Below are 21,417 nucleotides of genomic sequence, written 5' to 3' on the forward strand. Positions count from 1 at the left end.
TAGACGCAGGGGTTACACGGTTGGTTCGCTGATCGATCAGCGGCGCGCGACGCAGAACCGGGTCAAGATGTCGGGGCCGGCCCGGATGGCCGCGGGCGCGCACGGCCGCGCCCCGCGGGGCTGAAAACCGAACGCGGCGAACGAGACTTGCGCGACCAACGGCGGCGACACGGGGCTCCATGCCGGGGGCCGGTCCTTCGTCATCCAGGTCGCGTGGAACGGCTTCTTGTGCGTGGGCGCGGCGTCGTGCGAAGCGTGCGCGCCAGCGTCCGGTATCGCCTGAGACCAGGCGGCCGGCTCCGGCGGCGCCGCCGCGGCGAATTGTGGCCGCAACGCGGAACCCGCGACGAGGGCGACGAAGACGCCGAGCGTGGCGACGATCGCGATGGCCGACCGCCATCGTCGGGCTTCGCGGGTGCCTCGGGATGTCACAGTGGCCCGAATCTACAACGCGGAACCGGAAGAACGATCGGAGCGAGCTGTGAAAACCCGCAAAGTCGGGTGTGTGGTTCGCGGCGCCGACGTGCCGGTCTTTGTCCGCCGCGCTCGACACCGCGCCGCGGTATTGAAAACATGCGCGTTCATTTGTGGCGTAGGGTTGACATAACCGCGATGCGGTCGGGGCGCCGCGGAACTGTCAGCGAATATCACAAGGGGCGAACGTTGTACGCGGCCACCTGCCGCCACTGTGGCAGGCAAATTGTCCAGCACCCGTCGGGAGTGTGGATCCCCGGCGATGGGTCCGTGGAAAGTGATCCCAACGGCTTCTGTTGCCGCAAGTCGGGCAGCGGGAGCCGGCCCCGGATGTTGCACGAACCCATGCCTTTTCAATTGGCGGGCGCACCCCGGTGGCTGGCGGGCGTGGGCACCGACTCCGCCCCGCAGGGAGCCTCACATCGGCGTGGCCGAGGCCGCCGGCGGCGCCACGACGGCAGGCCGCTGGTCCCCGCGGCTATTCGGATGCGGGCGCGACAGGCCCTCGCCCGGCTGAGGGACGTAGCCCGGTTCCGCGTGGCCTGGTGGTAACGGGCCGGGTAGCTCGGCGGCTCAGAAAACGATCAGCGGGATGGCCATCTCGGCGGGGGTTGGGCCGCCGTGAAAACCGATGAGCCGAGCGGTTTCCGGCGGCTCGTGCGCGGTCGCCAGCACGGCGGTGTCGCCGGTGCAGACGACCACGACGTCGCCGATTCGCGGCAGGTGGGCCGGGCTGACCGGGCCGAACATGCCGGTGGCCACCGCCTGCTGGCGGCTGTAGACGTGTGCGCGACCGTCGAGCGCCTCGCTCCAGGCGGCCCGCACATCCGCCGCCGCCCCCGGCTCGGTGTGCAGGTAGCGCACCCGCGGCTCGCCGGCGACCACCCGGACCCCGGCACCCAGCCGCGGGTCGGCGTCGAGGTCGACGCGGGCGTCCGGGGGGACGTTCAGCCCGCCGTGGTCCGCGGTGACCAGCAACGCCGCGTCCGGAGGCAGCGCCTCGACCAGCCGGGTCAGCAGGGCGTCGACGCGGGCCGCGGCCTCGTGCCACCGCTGCGAACCGATGCCGAACAGGTGGGCCGCGGTGTCCAGGTCGGCGGTATAGCCGTAGACCAGCCCCTGCGCGGCGATCAGTTCACCGGCCAGCACGGCGGCATAGTCGTCGCTCGGCCGCGTCGGGCGAAACCTGGCCCCGCCGTAAGCGGCGTCGGTCAGCCCGCTGCCGATGAACGGCGCCGGCAGCACCGCGCGGGCCGCGATGCCGGCCCGCTCCAGCCGCGCGAACCAGGTTGGCAGCGGTTGCCATTCGGCGTGCGGCGGGTCGTCCCGCCACACGATGTGGGTGAGCACCCGATCCGTGCCCGGCACGTTGAGCGTGAAACCCAGGATGCCGTGCTCGCCGGGCCGCGCCCCGGTGCCGAGCGACACCAGGCTGCTCGGCGTGGTCGACGGGAAGGTACAGGCGAGTTCGGTGAGCCGCCCCACCTCGCCGGCGAGCACCGAGGCCAGCATCGGCGCGGTCCCGGCCAACTCGGGTAGCAGGTGCCGGCCCAGCCCGTCCACCAGGACGACCGCGACGCGGTCTTTCGCGCCGACCGACTCCACGAGGCCGAGGCGGTCGACCGCGCCCGGCGCCCCGAGCAACGCGGCCGCGGCGGGCAGCACGTCGCAGATGGAACCGGGCACGGGAGCAAGACTAGACCGGCGCCAGCCGTTGGCTGGTCACCCGCAGCTGCCGCTCGGTGCTGTCGGCGAGCGCGCGTACCTGCTGCGGGGACAACCGGCCGCACAGCCGGCCCCAGTGCACCGCGACCTCGTCGCCGACGGCCACGTCGGGCACGGCGCTGTACCCGTCGGCCCAGACGTCGAGCGTTGGCGCCGCGGGGTCGGCCAGTGTCAGCGCCCGGCCGTCCCAGAGGAGCCGCCGACACCTGACCGCGACGTTGTCGTTGTCACGGGAAACCACTGTGCCCCAGCCGATTCGGCAGTTGTCGAGCACGCTCAACGGATGCTCGTCCATGCCCCGCCCCAAGAACCGGGTCCACGGGTACACGCCGAACACGTGAAAGCAGTGGTTGGCGGCGGCCTCGCCCGCCAGGGCGGCCGTGAGGTGTGACCAGTAGCGGCCGGCCTGCGGGCCGATGATCGCCAGCAGCGTGTCGAAGAAATCGTGCGGGTCCAGGCCGGCGCCCACACCGCCGCCGAGCCAATAGGATTCGACGAGCCGGTAGTCCAGCGGGTCGGCGATGCCGGTCAGCCTGGACAGGACTTGCAGGTAGGGCCAGGCACCGGAAAACCTCGTCGCCGCAGCGCGCACCTCGTCGACCGAGCCGTCTCGCAGGGTGGCCCCCAGTGGGGGACCGCAGTAGCCGAGCGCGTTGGGGGCGTAGGCGTAACGCGCGAACATCTCGACACCGCGGCTGTCGGTCAAGCGCGCCCCACCAGCTTGACCGCGTCTCGGTGCATGCGTCCGAAGTTGTAGTAGGCCGCGCACGCCCCCTCGGGCGACACCATGCAGGTGCCGATCGGTGTCTCGGGGGTGCACGCGGTGCCGAAAACCTTGCACTCCCAGGGCTTGAGCACGCCCTTGAGCACCTCGCCGCACTGGCAGGCCTTGGGGTCGGCGACCCGCACGCCCGGCATGGCGAACCGTAGCTCGGCGTCGAACTCCGCGAAGTCGTCGTGCAGGCGCAGCGCGCTCTGCGAGATGAATCCCAGCCCGCGCCATTCGAAGTGCGGGCGCAGCGCGAACACCTTGCCCATCAGCGCCAGCGCGGCGGGGTTCCCGTGCTCGGGGACCACGCGCTTGTACTGGTTCTCCACCTCGCAGCGGCCCTCACGGATCTGGGTCAGCAGCATCGCGACCGCCGCCAGGATGTCCAGCGGCTCGAAACCGGCCACCACCAACGGCTTTCGGTACACCTCCGGCACGAACCGGTAGGGGCGGTTGCCCACCACCGTCGACACGTGCCCGGGGCCGATGAAACCCGACAGCCGCAAATCAGGTGACTCCAGGATGGCCTTGATCGGCGGCACGATCGTGACGTGGTTGCAGAAGACGCTGAAGTTGGGCAGGCCGAGGTCGCGGGCGCGCACCAGCGTCACCGCCGTCGAGGGCGCGGTGGTCTCGAAGCCGATGGCGAAGAACACCACGTGCTTGTCGGGGTTGTCGACCGCGATCTTCAGCGCGTCCAGCGGCGAGTAGACGAACCGCACGTCGGCGCCGCGCGCCTTGGCGTCCAGCAGGCTGCCGGCCGACCCGGGTACCCGCATCATGTCGCCGAAACAGGTGAAGATCACGTCGGGCTGGCCGGCCAGCCACATCGCGTCGTCGATGCGGCCCATCGGGATCACGCAGACCGGGCAGCCGGGCCCGTGCACCAGCTCCACGTTGTCGGGCAGCAGGTGTTCGATGCCGTGCCGGTAGATGGTGTGGGTGTGCCCGCCGCACACCTCCATGAACTTGAACTCTTCGCCGCCATCACCGGCCAGGCGCTTTATGGCGCCCAGCAGCTTGCGGGCCGCGGCCGGATCGCGGAACTCGTCGACGAATTTCATTGCGCGCCTTCCCTAAACGATGGCCGACGAGTCGAAGGCTTCCATCTCGGTGGCGTAGGCCTCACCGAGTTTCTTGATGGCGGCCAGGGTGAGCAGCGCCTCCGTCTCGTCGATCTTGGCCATGGCGAACCCGACGTGCACCAGGACCCAGTCGTCGGGCTCGGGCATGTCGTCTTCCAGCAGCCGCACGCTGATCGTGCGCTGGACGCCGCTGACGTCGATCTTCGCCAGATAGTTTGCGCGGTCGGTGATTTCGACGATCCGGCCCGGAATCCCAAGACACATCTCAGTTCATCTCCTCTCAGCAGATCCGCGGCAGCGGGTCGCCGACCAGCATGTCGACGATCCGGGTCCCACCGAATCCTGTTCGCAGCACCACGCTTTCGGCCGGTTCGGAAACGATTTCCCCGACCTCGGCGGCCTCGGCGCCCAGCGGGTGCGAGCGCAGCGCCGCCAGCCCGGCCTCGGCCTCCTCCGGCGCGACGACGGCGACGAACTTGCCCTCGTTGGCCACGTAGAGCGGGTCGATGCCGAGCAGCTCGCAGGCGCCGTTCACCATGGGCCGCACGGGCAGTCGCTCCTCGTCCAGCAGCACGCCGAGGCCGCAGGCCTGGGCCAGTTCGTTGCAGACGGTGCCGACCCCGCCGCGGGTCGCGTCGCGCATCCACCGGGTGGACGGGGCCGCCGCCATCAGCAGCTCCACCACGGGGCTGAGGCACGCGGTGTCGGAGACGATGTCGGCCTCGATGGCCAGGTCGCCGCGGGCCAACATGACGGCCATGCCGTGGTCGCCCATCGAGCCCGACAGCAGCACCCTGTCACCGGTGCGCACCGACCCGGCCGACAGCGTGCGCCCGGCCGGGATGACACCGGCCCCGGTGGTGGTGACGAAAAGCCCGTCGGCCGCGCCCTTGGGCACCACCTTGGTGTCGCCGGTGACGATCTGCACCCCGGCGGCGACGGCGGCGGCCGCCATGTCGGCGACGATCTCCTTCAACTCGGCGATTCCGAAACCTTCCTCGATGACGAACGCCGCCGAGATCCACGACGGCACGGCGCCGGCCATCGCGAGGTCGTTGCAGGTGCCGTGGACGGCGAGTTCGCCGATCGACCCGCCGGGAAAACGCCTGGGCTGCACCACAAACGAGTCGGTCGACATCGCCAGGCGCTCGCCGCCGGGCAGTGCCAACACCGCGCCGTCGCCCAGGGATTCCAGCAGCGGGTTGCGGAAGGCCTCCAGGAACACCGCGTCCACCAGCGCCGCCGACGCCTTGCCGCCGGCCCCGTGGGCCAGGGTGACGTGGTCGTCGAGCAGCCGGGGGCGGCGCCTGCGGAACGACTCGATGCGCTCGATCACCTCGCCCTCGGCGAACCGCGGCCCCGACGAAAGGTATTCGCCCGCCGGCTTGCTCATGCCGCCCCCAAATCTTCATCGCCCAAACGCTGGTGCACGCTCAGCCACAGCCGATAGCCCAACAGGGCCTGTGACTCCTGGATGCGGTGCACGCTCTGCGACCGAACGACGAAGCAGGCGTCCACGTTCGGGTTGTCGGCGAAGGCGCCGCCGTCGTAGCCGGCGAAGCCGACGGTGTACAGGCCGCGCCGGCGTGCCTCGGCGAGCGCCGCGAGCAGGTTGGGCGAACCGCCGCTGGTCGACATGGCGATGGCGATGTCGCCGGCCTTCGACCTGGCGATCAGCTGGCGGGCGAACACCAGCTCGAACCCGACGTCGTTGCCCAGCGCGGTCATCACCGCCTGATCTGCGGTCAACGGCCACGCGGGCAGCGGCTTGCCGAGCGGCGGCCGGGCGAACAGCCGCGCCAGGGTGGTGGAATCGGTGCAGCTGCCGCCGTTTCCGAAGGTGAACAACCGCCCGCCGGCCGCGAAGCGGGCCGCCATCGCGGTGGCGGCCGTCTCCAGTCGGTCGGCGTTGGCATCGAGGGTGGAGCGGCGCAGCGCGAGGCTCTCGGCGGCCTTGGCCTGCGCCGAGGCGGCGAGGTCGGCCAGCAGCGAGCGGGGGTCGTCCTCCTGTGCGTCGATGAACGGGTACAGGAAGTTGGTGGGTTCGTCCTGGCTCATCAGCCCTCCTCGTCCAGCCTGCTGATCGCCGTGCCCGCGTGGACCAGGACCAGGTCGCCGGCGGCGACTGGGTCGACGAGCGTGGTGACCACGTCCTCGACGCCCCGCGCGGTGCGCACGGTTGCCTGCCCGTCGGCCGACGCCGTCACCACCTCGCCCAGGCGCCCCTCGTCGCTGCACGTCACGCAAACAGTTTCGGAGCATTCGTCTTTCAGCAGCCCCGCATGTTCGAAGCACACGTGGGTCAGCTCCCACAGCAGGTGATAGAACAGCACGAACCCGCCCGTCGCGGGCACCCGCGGGTCGGGGTCGTCGAGCCACAGCACGTGGTCGGCCATCCCGGCCGCCGGGCGCCGGCCGCTGCCGATCCAGATCGTGGTGGCGCCCCAGGCGGGGCCGCGGCGCATCACGGAGCGCACCTGCGGGTCGTCCGCGCCGGAGACCGCGATCACGATGTCGCCGGGCCGCACCGACACCCGCACCAGGTCCACCAGGTCGGGTCCGGTGAGCGCCACCGCGGGCAGCGCCCGCTTGCCCATGATCACCGGGTGCACGAACTCCACCGCGATGTGCTGCGCGTGCGGTTCCCACGACGGCGCGATGGACCACATCGTCGCCCCCGCGGCGAACCGCTTGGCCAGCGTGAACGCGGTGGCGGCCAAATCCTCGGCCAGTCCGGCGCCGAGACCGCGATCGATGGCGGAAGTGGTCATGATTGCGCGTCCTCCATCCCCCTCAGCATGGAGACCGCGGCCTGACCCAGCGCCAGCCCGCCGTCGTTCGGCGGGACGGTGTGGTGGGTCAGCACCTCGAACCCCCTGCGGCGCAGCCGCTCATGGCAGGCGCGCAGCAACAGCACGTTCTGGAAGACCCCGCCGGTGAGGCCGACGAGCCGGGTCTCGCCGGCCGCCTGGGCGACCGCCTTGGCGACGGCGTCGGCGACGGCCTCGTGGAATGCGGCGGCCAGGGCCGCCGGCCGGGCGCCGTCACGCAGCGCCGCCACCGCCGCCCGCACCGTCGTGGTGGGGTCGATCACCCCGTCGGCCCGCACCGTCAGCGGCAGCGCCGGGCCGGGGGCGTCAAGCGCCGACTCCGCCAGCGCCTCCAGCTCGATGGCGGCCTGGCCCTCGTAGTCGATCCGGTGCCGCACCCCGAGCAGCGAGGCGACGGCGTCGAACAGCCGGCCCATGCTCGAGCACGGAACGCATCCGGCGCCGCTCTCCAATTGCGAACGGGTGAGGCGCAATTCGTCCGGGGTCGCGGCCGCGACCGGCGCGAGGTCCCCGGTCCAGTCGACACCCGCCGTCCACAGTTGCGACAGCGCCATCCGCCACGGGTTGCGCACCGCGGCGTCGCCGCCGGGCAGCGGGACCGGCAGCAGGTGGCCGACGCGAACGAACCGGTGGCTCTCGGTGCCCAGGGCGAGGATTTCGCCGCCCCAGATCGTGTGGTCGCGGCCATAGCCGGTTCCGTCGAACGAGACCCCGATGACAGGTTCGCCGATGCGCCCGTGCTCGGCGAGCAGCGCGACGACGTGCGCGTGGTGGTGCTGGACGAGGTCCAGCGGCCGATCGCCCGCGTGCCGCTCGGCCCAGTCGCGGGTGTGGTAGCCGGGGTGCAGGTCGGCGGCCAACCGCGCCGGCGCGCCGCGTATCCCGGTGAGCTGATCCACCGCGCGCTCGAAGGCCCGCAGCGTCTCCCACGTCGCCATGTCGCCGATGTGGCCGGACAGGTAGGCGCGCGAGCCGTCGGTGAGGCAGAAGGTGTTTTTCAGCTCCCCGCCCACGGCGAGGACGGCCGGGCCCGCCCGGCCCAGATCGACCGGCAACGGCGCATACCCGCGTGACCGTCGGATGGGCAGTTCCGTGGGCCTCCCGGCGCGAGCAGACGCAAAAGCCCCCGACACGCCGGGCGTGCCGGGGCTTTTGTGTCTGCTCGCCGAGGCGAAGTTGACCACCCGCACCACCGAGTCGTCGCACGGCACGTGGATCGGCCGGTTGTGGTCGAGGACCGCGTCGCACAGCGCCGGAAGCCGCCGCGCGGCATCGTCATCGGTGAAGCAGATGGGCTCGTCGGAACGGTTCGCGCTGGTGAGCACCAGGGCGTCGGGCACCGGCGCGGCGGCGCCGGGCACGGGCGCCAGCAGCAGGTGATGGATGGGGGAGTACGGCAGCATCAGGCCGAGCAGCGGGCTGCCGGGAGCGACGGCGTCGGCGACCGGCGCGCCGGGTCGGCGTCGCAGCAGCACGATCGGGCGGGCCGGACCCGACAGCACCGCGGCCTCGTCGGCGTCGACGTGCGCGTAGCGGCGCGCGACGTCGAGGTCGCGTACCAGCATCGCGAAGGGCTTGGCGCCCCGCGCCTTTCGTGCCCGCAGCGCCGCGACCGCCGCGCCGTCGGCGACGGCGCAGGCCAGGTGGTAACCGCCGATGCCCTTGACGGCGACCAGCGCGCCGGCGGCCAGCGCGCGTTGGGTGGCCGCCAGCGCGGCGTCCGACCCGGTGACGGGCCCCGCCGGCGACGAAAACCACAGCGACGGGCCGCAATCGGGGCACGCGATGGGCTGCGCGTGGAACCGGCGATCGGCCGGATCGTGGTATTCGGCGGCGCAGCGGTCGCACATCGCGAACGCCGACATGGTGGTGGCCGGGCGGTCGTAGGGCAACTCGCGGATGATGGTGAACCGCGGCCCGCAGTTCGTGCACGTCACGAACGGATGCCGGTGGCGGCGGTCGCGCGGGTCGAACAACTCGCGGATGCAGTCGTCGCACACCGCGATGTCGGGCGGAATCGGCGTTGCCGCACCGGTGATCGTCCGGCTTGCCACGATGCGGAACCCGCTGCCGCCGTCACCGGCGGCGATCTCGGTTGCGGTGATGGCGCTGATCCGGGCCAGCGGCGGCGCGTCCGCGCGCAGCCGGCGGGCGAATTCGTCGATGCGGGCGCGGTCGCCCTGCACCTCGAGGAAGACGGCGCCGGAGTCGTTGCCGACGAACCCGGCCAGGCCCAGCTCGCTGGCGATGCGGTGCACGAAAGGCCGAAAGCCGACCCCCTGGACGACACCGGTCACGGTGAAGCGCCGCCGGACATCGTGGGCCCGCAGCAGCAGGGGGGATTCGGTCATCTCAACCGGCCTCCGGGCCGATCGTGGGGTCGGCGCGGCCCCTGCCCATCAGCTCGAGGCCGGCCATCGCCTGCTCGGCGCCGGCGCGGTCGGTCTTTTCGACGGCGAACCCCATGTGGATGATTATCCAGTCGCCGGGGGAGAACGTCTCCTCCGGCAGCATGCCGACGTTGACCCTGCGCTGCTCACCGGCGACGTCGACCAGCGCGAGCTGGCCCTCGTAGCCGTCCAGCATCCGGATCACCTGGCCCGGTATCCCGAGGCACATCAGCGGTCCACCCGCGCGGACGCCTGCAGCGCCGCGACGATCTCCTCGACGGCCCGTGCGGCGCGGGGGACCGCCCTGGCCACGGGCTCGGTCAGGCCGATGCCCTCCTCGACGCTCCCCGCCTCGCACCCGACGACGACCGTGTAGGGCGGGCTGCCGCCGAGGGCACGCAGGCTGGCGAACACGGCGGCCGGATCCATGCTGTGACCGTCGAGACCAGCTGTGCCACAACCGGATTCGTGGTCGGCCTGGAATACGTGCAGTGTGCCGGGGTTGCCGCGGCTCGGCACGGCGTCGACGAGGACGAGGGTGTCCCAGTCCTCGAGGAGGTCGTAGGCCAGGTGCATACCCCGGATGCCATAGTCGGTGACGCGGACGCGGGAGTCGCCCTGCGGGATCTCGGTGCTGCGGACCACTTCCGAGCCGAACCCGTCGTCCCCCAGGAAGATGTTGCCGATCCCGGCCACCAGGATGCGCGTTGTCATCTCCTCGCCCGGGCGGCTACATCCGCCGCAGTTTCAGGTAGCGGCGGGCGTCGGGAATCGACACCAGCCCGAACACCAGCCCGATCGCGACCACCAGGGCGATGATGGCGAGGAATATCCAACCCAAGACTTCCATTTCGAACTCCTTTCACGTCGCGGGTTGCGAGGCTTCGAGCGGCTCCACTTCGTCGGGGGAGAAGTAGAGGTAGCGGCCGTACCAGTCGTGCAGTTCGGCGGCGGGGTCGTCCTCGACGACGACCGCGACGTGCTTGTTGCCCTCCACGTCCTCGTGCACCGACGTGACGCGGGCGGCCTTGCCGGCGACGAAGATGTCCTGGGCGTCGGCGTTGCGCCTCGGCCGCAACCGGACCCTGCTGCCGCGGGCGACCCGTACCCCGTTCACCAGCACCGCATCGATCTCCGGGCGAACCGCGTTGTCGGCCAGCGGATCCCACCAGTCGACCCCCTCGGGGATCTCCGGGACGAGGCCCGAGATGGCGTGCGGGTCGCGCAGTACACCGTGCAGGCGCGCCATCGACTCCGGGGACATCGCGTCACACTGGTCGATGATGTGCGCGGCCCGCGGATCGGTGGCCCGGGCCTGCGCCTTCTCCTCCTCCGTCATCGTCATCACGCGCAACGTGAGGATCTCGTCGATCTCCGTGCAGTCGTACAGTGCGGTGCCGCTCTGCTCGGCGACCTCCGGGTGGTCGTAGAGGATGATCGGCGAGATCAGCAGGATGTCCCGGGTGCCGACGGGTCCCGCCAGCACCGGGAAGCACCGGTGCCGGCCGCACCGCGACACCGCCTCGGCGGCGCCCGGTGGCGGCTCGAGCAGCGAAACGAACTCACCGCCAACGACTTCGGCGATGACGTGGGTGCCGATCATGGACCGGGCGATCGCGTCGGCTTTGTCGCCGACGGCCTCCCCGACGTTGCCGACCCGCACGGAGACCCGGCGCAGGTCACCGTCGGGCTCGCTGGCGACCGTCAGCAGGCCCCGCACCTCCTGCCGCCGGCGCACCAGGCGCCCGCCGTCGACGTATTCGACGTCGGTCGCCGCGTCCGCCGCGAAGGGCAGTTCGCGCGGCCCGTCCTCGAAGGCGAGCGGGCCGAACGATCGTTCGCATTCCACCGCCTCGTCCCAGGTCAGCCACGACCCGGCCGCGGTCCGCAGCTCGTCGACCGGTTCGAATTCCCCGTGGGCGAACTCTCGCTCGGCACGCCGGTGCTGCAACTGCAGGAACCGCACCACCAGCGTCAGGGCTTGGGCGGCCCCGTCGACCAGGAAGTCCGCGGCGAGGCTGTCGTCCTCGCCCAGGCCCGCGTCCGCGGCGCCGGGCGGGCCCAGAACGCCGAACTGCCAACGCGACTGATTCTTGGTCGACGTCCCCCGGTACGGGTAGAGCAGGTAGCCCTCGTACAGCACCGCGTCGGCGACGGCGCGGGCCCGGTCCCAGCCGGAGGTCATCGGGCCTCCTCGCGGTCGGTGTCCAGCAGCGAGGTGACCGCGTGGTCGAGGTCGAGCAGGCCTTGCGCCGACTTGTAGGCGGCCAGCGCCGCGATGGTTTCGTGGCTCAGGCGCACCCAGCCGGCGTTGGGGTAGTGCTGTGCGATCAGGTCCCGCCAGACCGTGACCGGCATGTCGTAGCGATATTCGCAGTCCCACGGCACCTGCTGGACCGAGAACCCGCGTTCGGACTTCACGAAAATGGTTCCGCTGAAAAGGAATTGGAGCGGCAGCGCGCCGTCGCGCAGGGCATGCAGGTACTTGGCGGCGGCAACCTCGAAGTCGTACGTGCAGTCCAGCGGGAGCGCGACCGTCGTGTTCCCGGCGAAGCCGGGCACCATCGCGGTGGCGTGTTGCCAGAGGAAGGTGCGCTGGGTGGTGGCCCAGCGTTCGCGCGGCCCGAACAGGTCGAGCAGCCCGGCCGCCTCCTCCTCGGAGTAGGAACGCCGCAGCGGTTCGATCCTGACCTGGCAGCGCAGCGAGATCGCGTGCACCGGATCGTCACCGCCGGTGGCGACGCTGACCCGCGCCGTCAACACCGGGCTCACCGAGTACGGTTCGGGCGCCACGTCGAGCACCGCGAAGTTCACGTCCATGTGTTCTGCGGTCATGGCGGTGTCTCTACCGCGCGGGCCTTGATGTCGGCGAAGAAGCCGTCGATGAACGCGCGGGCCTCCTGGCCACCGTCGAATCCCCGCCACATCATCCGCAGCCGCCCGACGAACTCGTAGCAGGCGTCGATGGGAACCAAATAGGTTTGCGGCTCGGCGTTTTCGTCGTCGTCGGGCACCCGGACCAGCAGCGCCTCGACGTCGTCGGCCACCAGCCCCGCCCGCGGGTCGGCGCCGCCGACCGAGCGCCAGGCGTCCAGATCGAGTTCGGATTCGCACGCGCCGGCCGGGCCCGGGTAGAAGGCCACCGTGCGCCCGAGCTCGGAGTTGGTGAAGAAGAAGGCGACGCCGACCGGGATCTGCAGCGCCTCCCACGCGCGGCGGTCCAGCGCGAAGCCCGGAAACGCCAGGTACCGGTCCGGCACCGCCCGATAGCGCAGCTCGGCCGCCGAATCGGTGAACAACAGGTAGCAGGCGCGGCAGACGCACATCAGCTGCCGGGCGCCCACGTTGACCACGTGCTGGTGCTCGTCGGCGATCGCCTCGGCGCACATCTCACAGCGTTCCCCGGCCGGCTCGGGGGCCGCCCGGTTGCTTCGGATCCGGCTCAGCACCTCGAACGGGGTGCTCACGGCCGGGCCCCCATGGGTTCGCCGAGCGCCACCGACGGCATCCCCTCGCGAAGCAGCAGGGGCAGCGGCTCGAGGTGAGTTCCGTCGGGGCCGGCGCCCGCGTGCACGATGTCGAACTGCGTGCCGCAGCGCGGGCAGCCCAGCAGCGCGTCGCTCAGCTGCGCGCCCGCCAGCGTGTCGTCGCACACCGGGCAATGGTCGCGGTAGGCCAGCGGCAGGTCGCCGACCCGGCATACCAGCAGCGGCGTGCCCGACACCAGGAACCCCGCCACCTCGCCGGGAGCGAGATCGCCCACCTCCGGCACCGGATGCCAGCCGGCGCTGTGCCCGTTCGACTTCACGTGCGCCATCAGCGATTCGGCCGGAATCACGGTGGCGGCTTCCTCCGTCGAGGCGGTGGCCACTTCGATCGACGTGATCTCCGGCGCCGCCGCACGGACCGCGTCCTCGACCGCCAGCTCCAGCGTCACCGCCGACGACGGGCAGGTCTTGCAGCTTCCCCGGAACGCCAGCCGCACGGTGTCGCCGTCGATCTCGAGCAGGTCGACGTCGCCGCCGTGCGAGCCGAGGTACGGTCGCACCCGGTCCAGCGCGTCCGACACCCGCCGGTGCGCGTCGTGCGGGTGCAGCCCGTGGACGAGGAGCAGGCTGGCCACCAGGTCGTCGGTGGCCAGCCGCTCGGCCAAACCGGCGTCACCGGCCCGCATGATCCGTTCCAGCGCGGCCCCGTAGAGCCCGACCACCTCGCTTACCAGCTGTTGGGCGCGCTCGTGCGCGGCGGCCCCACCCGCCGCGCAGGAATCCAGCAGCGTCTGGATCCGATCGCCCGCCATGCGCCATTGCGCGTCGTCGAGGAGCTCCGGGCGATCCGCCATGCCACCTCCAATACGGTGACGACCCGCTGCGCCCGGCTCCGCCGCGCTTGCGATCGTCACTGCTTCACCACGGTGACGACCCGCTGCGCCCGGCTCCGCCGCGCTTGCGATCGTCACTCCCCGACGGGTGACTGCGTGGGCGTGTGCAGTCTGTCCAGGGTCTTGCCCTTACCCAGGTACATGTGCACGCCGCACGGTAGGCACGGGTCGAAGCTGCGCACCGTGCGCATGACGTCGATGCCCTTGAAGTTCTCCCGGCCGTTCTCCTCGAAGATCGGCTGCCCCTGCACCGCGTCCTCGTAGGGCCCCGGCGTCCCGTAGCTGTCGCGCGGGTTGGCGTTCCACGGGGTGGGCGGGTACGGGTGGTAGTTGGCGATCTTGCCGTCCCGGATCACCAGGTGGTGGCTGAGCACGCCGCGCACGGCCTCGGTGAAGCCGCAGCCGATGGCCTCGTCGGGCACCTCGAACTTTTCCCACGTCTTGGTGCGCCCGGCGCGGATCTCCTCGAGCGCCTTCTCTGCGAAGTACAACCCGCACGCCGCCGCGTAGGCCTGGAAGTAGGTGCGCGCCCGGTCGCGTTCGATCGTGTTGCTGCCGTACTTGGGCACCTTCCACTCGAACTCCACCGGGCCCTTCAGCGCGGTCTTGGGCAGGTTGATCTTGACGCTGTTGCCGGTGGCCTTGACGTAGCCGATGTCGACCAGCCCGGCCAGCGCCGTCGCCCACAGCCGCGCCAGCGGGCCGCCACCGGTGTCCAGCGCCAGGTGATCCTTGCCGTCGAACCAGCGCGGCGACATCACCCAGCTGTACTTGCCGCCTTCCATGTCGCGCTTCTGCGGGTGCGGGTTGGTGTGCTGGTTCCACGGATGCCGGCGGTCCACCGGGTTGCCGAGCGGATCGGTCTTGACGAACATCTCCTGATCGGTCCAGTCGTCGTAATACGAACTGCCCAACAGGATCCGGATGCCGAGGTTGATGTCCACCAGCGAGTGGGTGACCAGCTTGCCGTCGACCACCACGCCCGGGGTGACGAACATCGCGTTACCCCAGCGCTCCATGTCCTTGTAGGCGAAGTTGCACACCTCGGGGTCCTGGAAGGAGCCCCAGCAGCCCAGCAGGGTGCGGCGCAGCCCGACCTTCTCGTAGCCGGGCAGTGCGGTGTAGAAGAAGTCGAACAGGTCGTCGTGCATCGGCACGACCTTCTTCATGAACTCGACGTAGCGCATCAGCCGGGTCATGTAGTCCGTCATCAGCTGGATCGTCGCGACGGTGCCGACCCCGCCGGGGTACAGCGTGGACGGGTGCACGTGGCGACCCTCCATGAGGCAGAACATCTCTCGGGTCCAGCGGCTGACCGCCAGCGCCTCGCGGTAGAACTCGCCGCTGAACGGGTTCAGCGAGCGCATGATGTCGGCGATGGTCCGGTAGCCGTGCGCGCCGGCCTGCGGCGCCGCGGTCTTCTCCGCCAGGGCCAGCACGCTCGGGTTGGTCTCGCTGACCATCTTTTCGCAGAAGTCGACGCCCACCAGGTTTTCCTGGAAGATGTTGTGGTCGAACATGTATTCCGCGGCCTCGCCGAGGTTGACGATCCACTCGCCGAGGTGCGGCGGCTTGACCCCGTACGCCATGTTCTGCGCGTAACACGAACAGGTGGCGTGGTTGTCGCCGCAGATGCCGCAGATCCGGCTGGTGATGAAGTGGGCGTCGCGGGGGTCCTTGCCCTTCATGAAGATCGAGTAGCCGCGGAAGATCGACGAGGTGCTGTGGCACTCGACGACTTCCCGGTTCTCGAAATCGATCTTGGTGTAGATGCCGAGGCTGCCCACGATCCTGGTGATCGGGTCCCATGCCATGTCGACGAGCTGGCCGGGTTCCCGCTTGGCGGTGGTCGGCTCGGGGACGATTGTTGTCATCGAAATGTCTCCCTGTGCAGTGGGGATGAAGCGCGCCGGCCCTGGTAGAGGGGATCTACCAGGTGCGGCGGGCTCCTGTGGTGAGTTGGTCGCCGTTGTGGCGCCAGCGCGGCTCCTTGTCGACGGTGCGGCCCGTGACGCCGCGGAGGCTGCGGATCACACTGCCGTACAACCCGACCGCGGTGCTGGACAACTTGCCGCCCGGCGGCTCGTCCATGAACGGCATGAACTTGTCCGGGAAGCCCGGCATGGTGCAGCCGATGCAGATGCCGCCGACGTTCGGGCAGCCGCCGACGCCGTTGATCCATCCGCGCTTGGGCACGTTGCATTTCACGACGGGACCCCAACAGCCAAGCTTCACAATGCATTTGGGCGATCCGTACTCGGTGGCGAAATCGCCCTGCTCGTAGTAGCCGGCGCGGTCGCACCCCTCGTGCACGGTGTTGCCGAACAACCACTTGGGCCGCAGCGCGTCGTCGAGCGGGATCATCGGTGCCTGACCGGTCGCCATGTAGAGCAGGTAGGTCAGGGTCTCCGACAGGTTGTCCGGATGGATCGGGCAGCCGGGGACGCAGACGATCGGGATGCCGGCCTTGCTCTTCCAATTCCAGCCGAGGTAGTCGGGAACCCCCATCGCCCCCGTCGGGTTGCCGGCCATCGCGTGGATGCCGCCGTAGGTGGCGCAAGTCCCGACGGCGACGATCGCGGTCGCCTTGGGCGCCAGCCGGTCGAGCCACTCGCTGGTGGTCATCGGCTGGCCGGTGGCCGGGTCGTTGCCGAACCCGCACCAGTAACCCTCGTCCTTGATCTTCTCGTTGGGGATGGATCCCTCGACGACGAGCACGAAGGGCTCGAGCTCGCCGCGATCGGCTCGGAAGAACCACTCGAGGAAGTCGTCCGCCCCCCCGTTGGGTCCGCATTCGAAGTCGATCAGGGGCCAGTGCACGGCAACCTTGGGCAAGCCCGGAAGCGCACCGAGTGCTATTTCCTCGACGCTGGGCTGGGTGGCAGCAGTCAACGCCACCGAATCGCCGTCACAACTGAGCCCCGCATTGATCCATAGGACATGGATCAATGTCTCTTCTGCTTTGACTGCCGCTTCTGTTGGCATGACGCAGCTTTCCGGAGCTGGGCTGGGATGCTCCTACGCTGCCGGAGTCGACCGTCGGCCCACTTGCGCAGCGTTGATTTTGGGTCTACTCCCGCCGCACACCGTTGTCAACGGTCCTTGGTTTGCCGGCAAATGCACATATGCCTCACAAGGCCCACGGGCCGGCCATTGCCGTTGCCCGGCAAGGAAGTACGGCGCCCCGGCGCGGCGTCACCAACCCGTGAGCCAGCCTAATGAGGGAGGCGAACGAAAAAGGCGTCATGCGATCCATTCGCAGGATTTCCGGGGCCGAATGAATTGCGCCGGCCGGTCAGCCCGCGGAGTCCGCGGCGAACCGCCGCAGCCATCCGAACCAGGCCCCCATGCCGGCCCCGGTGCGGGCACTGACCGGCAGGATCTCGGCCTCCGCGTTGACCTCGCGCACGTGCGCGATGTACGAGTCGACATCGACGTCGAGGTGCGGCACCAGATCAATCTTGTTGAGCAGCACCACATCCACCGACCGGAACATCACCGGATACTTCAGCGGCTTGTCCTCGCCCTCGGTCACCGAGTAGACCATCGCCTTGGCGTGCTCGCCGACGTCGAACTCGGCCGGGCAGACCAGGTTGCCGACGTTCTCGATGATCACCAGGTCCAGGCCGGGCAGGTCGAGGCCGGGCAGCGCCCGATTGACCATCGGCGCGTCGAGATGGCATTCGCCGCCAAACCCATTGCTGGTGTTCAGCAGCGAAACCTGGGCGCCGCGACCGCTGAGCTTGGCCGCGTCCAGGTCGGTGGCGATGTCGCCCTCGATCACGCCGATCGCGAATTCCCCGGCGAGCTCGTCGAGCGTCGCCTGCAGGATCGTCGTCTTCCCGGACCCGGGCGAACTCATCAGGTTCAGCGTGCGGATCCCGTTGCTCTCGAAGGCCGCCCGGTTGGCGTCGGCGAGAACGTCGTTCTCGGCGAAAATCGCCTCCAGCACGTCGACGCGCTGCCTGCCCGTCCGGTAGGAGCTGTGGTCGCCGTGTTCGTGGTCGGGCTGGTCGTGATCGTGATCGTGGGCGTGCACGGTGCCGTCATCGTGCCGATGAAATCTGCCCATGATCGAATCCGTTCGCGTGCCTATGGCCGAATCCTAATGCGCGGCGCAACCCGGCCCGCCCGAGCGTGAAATCCGCGACACGTCACCGGCGTGTCACGTCGTGAATTTCACGTTCGGCGCCGGGGCGGCAAAGCGCCTGAGCGTCCTGCGGTTTGGCTACCGGCCCTACGAGACGTCCAACGACGTCACCAGGAACTCGTTGCCGCGCAGCACCTCGACGTCGGTGCTGTCGCACTCCGGGCACCAGATCGACCAGGCCGAGGTGATCTCCGACTCGCGGCCGCACGACCGGCAGCGCACCTCGGCGGCGACGCACTCGAGTTCCAGCTCGGCGTCCGGCATCTCCTCGGAGTCGCGCACCAGCGTCCAGCAGAACGACAGCGATTCGGGAACCACCTGCCGCAGGGCCCCGATCCGCACCCGCACCACGTCGACGTGCCGCCCGTCGGCGTGCGTCTTGACCAGGCCGGCGATGGCCTCGCACAACGACAGCTCGTGCATGGCACTGTTCTACACCTTCACGAGGTCTACACCCGCACGGCGGTCAGCCCGCGGTTTCGGCGGTGCTCCACTTCTCCTCGATACGCCCGAAGCGCCAGACCAGCAGGGCGATCGCCCAGGTCACCACGAAGAGGCCGACGACGGCGAAGCCGACGGTGTTGAGGTCGAGGCCGCCCAGCCATCGCCAAAACGGGCCGCGCCACCCCAGCTGGTCGGCGAACAGGTCGAGGAGTTCCACGCTGCCGATCAGCAGGGCGACCGCGACCGAGAGCCCGGTGATCGTGATGTTGTAGTAGATCTTGCGGACCGGGCTGGCGAAGGCCCAGCCGTAGGCGAAGTTCATGAACGAGCCGTCGATGGTGTCCAGCAGGCACATGCCGGCGGTGAACAGCACCGGCAGACAGAGGATCGCGTACCACGGCAGGCCGGCCGCGGCGCTGGTCCCCGCCAGCACCAGCAGCGCGACCTCGGTGGCCGTGTCGAACCCGAGCCCGAACAACAGCCCGACCGGGTACAGGTGCCAGGACTTGGTGACCGAGCGGGTGAACCGCCCGAGGAATCGGTTGATGAGCCCGCGGTTCTGCAACTGCCGTTCGAGTTCGTTGTCGTCGTACTCGCCGCGGCGCAGTCGCACGAACACGCGCAGGATGCCGACCAGCACGATGACGTTGAGCAGGGCGATCAGGTACAGGAACACGCCGGAGACGCCGGTGCCGATCAGCCCGGTGTAGTGATGCAGCGCCGAGGAGTCGTCCTCGACCGGTGCGACGACGGACCTCACCCCGGCCGCCAACAGCAGCGCCAGCGCGAACACCACCGAGGAGTGGCCCAGCGAGAAGAAGAACCCGACGGCCAGCGGGCGCTGCCCGTCGCTCATCAGCTTGCGGGTGGTGTTGTCGATGGCTGCGATGTGGTCGGCATCGAAGGCGTGCCGCATCCCCAGGGTGTAGGCGGTCAGCCCGACGCCGATGCCAAATGCCTTGCCGCCCAGGCTCAGCCGCTCCGGGTCGACGATCACCACCAGGGTGGTCCAGCCGACGAGGTGCAGTGCGGCGATCACCGCCACCATCGATCCCAGCCTCCACCACTCGGCCGGCGCAAGCGCGCCCCGAAGCCTGGTCACCCGCACGACATTAGGAGCGGCCGCGAGCCAATTGCAAGTCGATTGCAGGAGTCGCGGGCCGAAAACTGGCGATCCCGCGGAGCGGGCGCGACACTGAACGGGTGACGCCCAAGGCCGTGCAACAGGGCCCCGTGCTGGACCCGGCCGTCACCGAACGCATCGGTGACATGCTTCGGGCCCACGGGCTGCGCCGGATGGCGTCGCGGATCCAGGTGCTGGCGGTCCTCGAGCCGGTCAGGGGGCACCTGCCGGTGGCGGAGATCCACCAGCGGGTGCGCGCCTGCCTGCCGCCCGGCGCCCAGCCGCCCGACGTCGCGACCATCTACCGCACGGTGACCACCCTGGTCGATCAGGGGGTGTTGCACGCGTTGACCCTCGACGGCGGCGTCGCCACCTACGGGCTGGCAACCGCGCCCCATCACCACGCGGTGTGCACCCGGTGCGGCTCGATCATCGAGGTGCCGGCCCGGCAGCTGAGCTCGGCGCTCGAGCACGCGATGGCGGGCAGTTCGTTCGCGCTGTCGGAGGCGGCCGGCCTGACGCTGCGCGGTCTGTGCCCAAAGTGCCAGCGCGGCTGACAATGGCGGCGACCCGCCGCGCCCGGCTACGCCGCGCTTGCGATCGCCGCTGGGTCGATGGCGGCGACCCGCCGCGCCCGGCTACGCCGCGCTTGCGATCGCCGTCTAACCCAGGCCCAGTAGGGCGTTCTCGACCACCTCGGGCAGCGCCGGATGGATCCAGTACTGGCCGCGCGCCATCTCCCTGGCGGTCAGCCCGAAGCTCATCGCCTGGATCAGCGGCTGGATGATCGACGACGCCTGGTGGCCCAGGATGTGGGCGCCCAACAGGCGTCCGCTGGTGCGCTCGGCGATGAGTTTGACCAATCCGGTGGTGTCTTCCATCGCCCAGCCGTAGGCGACGTCGGCGTAATCCTGCACCGCGACCGAGATGTCGAATCCGCGTGCGATGGCCTGATTTTCGGTCAGCCCGACGGTCGCCAGCTGGGGGTCGGTGAACACCGCCGACGGCACGAACCGGTGGTCGGTGACGGCCATCGACGCGGTGTCGTCCCAGTCGCACAGCAGGTTGTGCTGCACCACCCGGGCCTCGTGGTTGGCGACGTGCTTGAGCTGATAGGGCGACGAGACGTCGCCGAGCGCGAAAACGCCGCGCGCCGACGTGCGTTGGTATTCGTCGACCACCACCCGGCCGTCCTGCACGTCGATGCCGGCCTGCTCGGCGCCCAGCAGGTCGCCGTTGGGCAACCGGCCGGTCGCCACCAGCAACACGTCGGCGTTGAGGGTGGACCCGTCGTCGAGTTCCAGGGCGACGCCGGAGCCCCGGTTGGCGGCGCGCGCGACCATCCGGTGCGTGCGCAACTCCCATTTGCGCGAGGCGATCCGGGTGAACCGTTTGCAGATCGTGTCGTCGAAGTGGCGCAGCAGCGTGGAGCCCCGGACGATCAGCGTGACCCGCACGCCGAGCGCGGAGAAGACGTGCGCGAATTCCGTTGCCACAAAGCCGCTTCCGATGATCACCAGGTGCTCGGGCAGCTCGGGGATGCGCATGATGGTGTCGCTGGTGTGGTAATGCACGTCGGACGCCAGGATCGTGGACGGGATCACCGGGCGGGACCCCGCCGCGATCACCACCTGGTCGGCGGCGAACTCTTCGCCCGCGTCGGTGCGCAGCAGGTAGCGCCCGTCGGGCTGAACCGGCCCGAACCGGGTGTGCCGTTCGTACAGGTCGACGTTGGGCAACGAGCGCCGGTACTCCTCGCCGCTCATCGAGATGGGGTCGATGCGCCCGAAGATGCGCGAGACGATGTCGTCCCAGCGCACCCGGTCGATGCGCGCGTCGACGCCGTAGCGCGCCGCGTCCCGGACGGTCGCCGCGACCTCGGCGGCGTAGACGAACATCTTCGTCGGGATGCACCCGACGTTGAGGCAGGTGCCGCCGAACGTGCCGTGTTCAGCGAGCGCCACGCGTTTGCCGGCATAGCGCTCGTCGGGAATGGTGTTGCCCGAACCGGTTCCGATGATCGCGAGGTCGTAGGTTTCCATCCC

The 21,417-nt window shown here is 70.1% G+C and carries 21 protein-coding genes and 1 pseudogene; 1 reads left to right on the top strand and 21 read right to left on the bottom strand.

The genetic code is table 11. From position 1 onward, the window contains the following. Positions 1–36: 36 nt before the first annotated feature. From A5696_RS15575 to A5696_RS15670, 20 genes and pseudogenes are all read right to left on the bottom strand, one after another. The gene (locus A5696_RS15575; RefSeq protein ID WP_067880462.1) at positions 37–432 is read right to left on the bottom strand and encodes a hypothetical protein; all 396 of its coding nucleotides are present in this window, start codon (positions 430–432) and stop codon (positions 37–39) included. A 615-nt stretch (positions 433–1,047) separates the two neighbouring features. Next, positions 1,048–2,160 (bottom strand): alkaline phosphatase family protein, encoded by a 1,113-nt coding sequence (locus tag A5696_RS15580; protein ID WP_067880465.1) that lies wholly within the window; start codon positions 2,158–2,160, stop codon positions 1,048–1,050. Positions 2,161–2,170: 10 nt separating this feature from the next. Beyond that, the gene (locus A5696_RS15585; protein WP_255381859.1) at positions 2,171–2,905 is read right to left on the bottom strand and encodes a DUF6390 family protein; all 735 of its coding nucleotides are present in this window, start codon (positions 2,903–2,905) and stop codon (positions 2,171–2,173) included. Next, the gene (gene hypD / locus A5696_RS15590; RefSeq protein WP_067880468.1) at positions 2,902–4,032 is read right to left on the bottom strand and encodes a hydrogenase formation protein HypD; all 1,131 of its coding nucleotides are present in this window, start codon (positions 4,030–4,032) and stop codon (positions 2,902–2,904) included. The genes A5696_RS15585 and hypD overlap by 4 nt, the downstream gene beginning before the upstream one ends. A 12-nt stretch (positions 4,033–4,044) precedes the next feature. Then, positions 4,045–4,317, bottom strand: a complete 273-nt coding sequence (locus tag A5696_RS15595) for a HypC/HybG/HupF family hydrogenase formation chaperone (RefSeq protein WP_067880471.1) — start codon at positions 4,315–4,317, stop codon at positions 4,045–4,047. 16 nt (positions 4,318–4,333) lie between these two features. Next, a complete protein-coding gene (gene hypE / locus A5696_RS15600; protein ID WP_082956333.1) occupies positions 4,334–5,446 on the bottom strand; it encodes a hydrogenase expression/formation protein HypE in 1,113 nt (370 codons plus the stop codon). Next, the gene (locus A5696_RS15605) at positions 5,443–6,111 is read right to left on the bottom strand and encodes an SIS domain-containing protein (RefSeq protein WP_067880474.1); all 669 of its coding nucleotides are present in this window, start codon (positions 6,109–6,111) and stop codon (positions 5,443–5,445) included. The genes hypE and A5696_RS15605 overlap by 4 nt, the downstream gene beginning before the upstream one ends. Then, positions 6,111–6,824 (bottom strand): HypC/HybG/HupF family hydrogenase formation chaperone, encoded by a 714-nt coding sequence (locus tag A5696_RS15610; protein WP_067880478.1) that lies wholly within the window; start codon positions 6,822–6,824, stop codon positions 6,111–6,113. The genes A5696_RS15605 and A5696_RS15610 overlap by 1 nt, the downstream gene beginning before the upstream one ends. Beyond that, complete coding sequence (locus A5696_RS15615) at positions 6,821–9,235, bottom strand: carbamoyltransferase HypF (RefSeq protein ID WP_067880481.1); 2,415 nt, start codon at positions 9,233–9,235, stop codon at positions 6,821–6,823. Before A5696_RS15615 ends, A5696_RS15610 begins: the two co-directional genes overlap by 4 nt. A gap of 1 nt (position 9,236) precedes the next feature. Next, positions 9,237–9,503 (bottom strand): HypC/HybG/HupF family hydrogenase formation chaperone, encoded by a 267-nt coding sequence (locus A5696_RS15620; RefSeq protein WP_067880484.1) that lies wholly within the window; start codon positions 9,501–9,503, stop codon positions 9,237–9,239. Then, entirely contained in the window at positions 9,503–9,988 is a 486-nt protein-coding gene (locus A5696_RS15625) for a hydrogenase maturation protease (protein WP_067880487.1), read from the bottom strand. Before A5696_RS15625 ends, A5696_RS15620 begins: the two co-directional genes overlap by 1 nt. 126 nt (positions 9,989–10,114) lie before the next feature. Then, positions 10,115–11,459: pseudogene (locus tag A5696_RS15630) on the bottom strand (hypothetical protein); the annotation flags it as partial. Continuing rightward, entirely contained in the window at positions 11,456–12,109 is a 654-nt protein-coding gene (locus A5696_RS15635) for a DUF6084 family protein (RefSeq protein WP_067880495.1), read from the bottom strand. The pseudogene A5696_RS15630 and the gene A5696_RS15635, both read right to left, overlap by 4 nt. Further along, positions 12,106–12,741 (bottom strand): DUF5947 family protein, encoded by a 636-nt coding sequence (locus A5696_RS15640; protein ID WP_067880498.1) that lies wholly within the window; start codon positions 12,739–12,741, stop codon positions 12,106–12,108. The genes A5696_RS15635 and A5696_RS15640 overlap by 4 nt, the downstream gene beginning before the upstream one ends. Then, entirely contained in the window at positions 12,738–13,616 is an 879-nt protein-coding gene (locus A5696_RS15645; protein ID WP_067880501.1) for a NifU family protein, read from the bottom strand. Before A5696_RS15645 ends, A5696_RS15640 begins: the two co-directional genes overlap by 4 nt. A 113-nt stretch (positions 13,617–13,729) precedes the next feature. After that, positions 13,730–15,529 carry a nickel-dependent hydrogenase large subunit gene (locus tag A5696_RS15650; RefSeq protein WP_067880504.1) on the bottom strand — a complete coding sequence of 600 codons (1,800 nt, stop codon included), beginning with the start codon at positions 15,527–15,529 and terminating at the stop codon, positions 13,730–13,732. Between the two features lie 55 nt (positions 15,530–15,584). Continuing rightward, a complete protein-coding gene (locus A5696_RS15655) occupies positions 15,585–16,640 on the bottom strand; it encodes a hydrogenase expression protein HypE (RefSeq protein ID WP_067880507.1) in 1,056 nt (351 codons plus the stop codon). Positions 16,641–16,950: 310 nt separating this feature from the next. After that, the gene (hypB, locus tag A5696_RS15660; RefSeq protein WP_067880510.1) at positions 16,951–17,727 is read right to left on the bottom strand and encodes a hydrogenase nickel incorporation protein HypB; all 777 of its coding nucleotides are present in this window, start codon (positions 17,725–17,727) and stop codon (positions 16,951–16,953) included. A 165-nt stretch (positions 17,728–17,892) separates the two neighbouring features. Continuing rightward, the gene (locus A5696_RS15665) at positions 17,893–18,228 is read right to left on the bottom strand and encodes a hydrogenase maturation nickel metallochaperone HypA (protein ID WP_067880513.1); all 336 of its coding nucleotides are present in this window, start codon (positions 18,226–18,228) and stop codon (positions 17,893–17,895) included. Positions 18,229–18,271: 43 nt separating this feature from the next. Further along, the gene (locus tag A5696_RS15670) at positions 18,272–19,357 is read right to left on the bottom strand and encodes a HoxN/HupN/NixA family nickel/cobalt transporter (protein WP_067880515.1); all 1,086 of its coding nucleotides are present in this window, start codon (positions 19,355–19,357) and stop codon (positions 18,272–18,274) included. A gap of 161 nt (positions 19,358–19,518) precedes the next feature. Between A5696_RS15670 and A5696_RS15675 the strand changes: the two genes are divergently transcribed. After that, on the top strand, positions 19,519–19,929 hold the full coding sequence (locus tag A5696_RS15675; RefSeq protein WP_067880623.1) for a Fur family transcriptional regulator: 411 nt from the start codon (positions 19,519–19,521) through the stop codon (positions 19,927–19,929). Positions 19,930–20,034: 105 nt separating this feature from the next. Here the strand turns inward: A5696_RS15675 and mtr are convergent, their stop codons facing one another. After that, positions 20,035–21,414: a mycothione reductase gene (gene mtr / locus A5696_RS15680; protein WP_067880519.1), complete on the bottom strand. Its 1,380-nt coding sequence runs from the start codon at positions 21,412–21,414 to the stop codon at positions 20,035–20,037. Positions 21,415–21,417 lie beyond the last annotated feature (3 nt).

The sequence above is a fragment of the Mycobacterium sp. E2699 genome (assembly GCF_001666745.1).
Lineage (GTDB): Bacteria > Actinomycetota > Actinomycetes > Mycobacteriales > Mycobacteriaceae > Mycobacterium.

Excerpts from the sequence above, each read along its gene's own strand:
- hypD (WP_067880468.1), bottom strand. The coding sequence starts at position 4,032 with ATGAAATTCGTCGACGAGTTCCGCGATCCGGCCGCGGCCCGCAAGCTG.
- A5696_RS15595 (WP_067880471.1), bottom strand. The coding sequence starts at position 4,317 with ATGTGTCTTGGGATTCCGGGCCGGATCGTCGAAATCACCGACCGCGCA.
- hypE (WP_082956333.1), bottom strand. The coding sequence starts at position 5,446 with ATGAGCAAGCCGGCGGGCGAATACCTTTCGTCGGGGCCGCGGTTCGCC.
- A5696_RS15605 (WP_067880474.1), bottom strand. The coding sequence starts at position 6,111 with ATGAGCCAGGACGAACCCACCAACTTCCTGTACCCGTTCATCGACGCA.
- A5696_RS15610 (WP_067880478.1), bottom strand. The coding sequence starts at position 6,824 with ATGACCACTTCCGCCATCGATCGCGGTCTCGGCGCCGGACTGGCCGAG.
- A5696_RS15615 (WP_067880481.1), bottom strand. The coding sequence starts at position 9,235 with ATGACCGAATCCCCCCTGCTGCTGCGGGCCCACGATGTCCGGCGGCGC.
- A5696_RS15620 (WP_067880484.1), bottom strand. The coding sequence starts at position 9,503 with ATGTGCCTCGGGATACCGGGCCAGGTGATCCGGATGCTGGACGGCTAC.
- A5696_RS15625 (WP_067880487.1), bottom strand. The coding sequence starts at position 9,988 with ATGACAACGCGCATCCTGGTGGCCGGGATCGGCAACATCTTCCTGGGG.
- A5696_RS15635 (WP_067880495.1), bottom strand. The coding sequence starts at position 12,109 with ATGACCGCAGAACACATGGACGTGAACTTCGCGGTGCTCGACGTGGCG.
- A5696_RS15645 (WP_067880501.1), bottom strand. The coding sequence starts at position 13,616 with ATGGCGGATCGCCCGGAGCTCCTCGACGACGCGCAATGGCGCATGGCG.
- A5696_RS15650 (WP_067880504.1), bottom strand. The coding sequence starts at position 15,529 with ATGACAACAATCGTCCCCGAGCCGACCACCGCCAAGCGGGAACCCGGC.
- A5696_RS15655 (WP_067880507.1), bottom strand. The coding sequence starts at position 16,640 with ATGCCAACAGAAGCGGCAGTCAAAGCAGAAGAGACATTGATCCATGTC.
- hypB (WP_067880510.1), bottom strand. The coding sequence starts at position 17,727 with ATGGGCAGATTTCATCGGCACGATGACGGCACCGTGCACGCCCACGAT.
- A5696_RS15665 (WP_067880513.1), bottom strand. The coding sequence starts at position 18,228 with ATGCACGAGCTGTCGTTGTGCGAGGCCATCGCCGGCCTGGTCAAGACG.
- A5696_RS15675 (WP_067880623.1), top strand. The coding sequence starts at position 19,519 with ATGCTTCGGGCCCACGGGCTGCGCCGGATGGCGTCGCGGATCCAGGTG.
- mtr (WP_067880519.1), bottom strand. The coding sequence starts at position 21,414 with ATGGAAACCTACGACCTCGCGATCATCGGAACCGGTTCGGGCAACACC.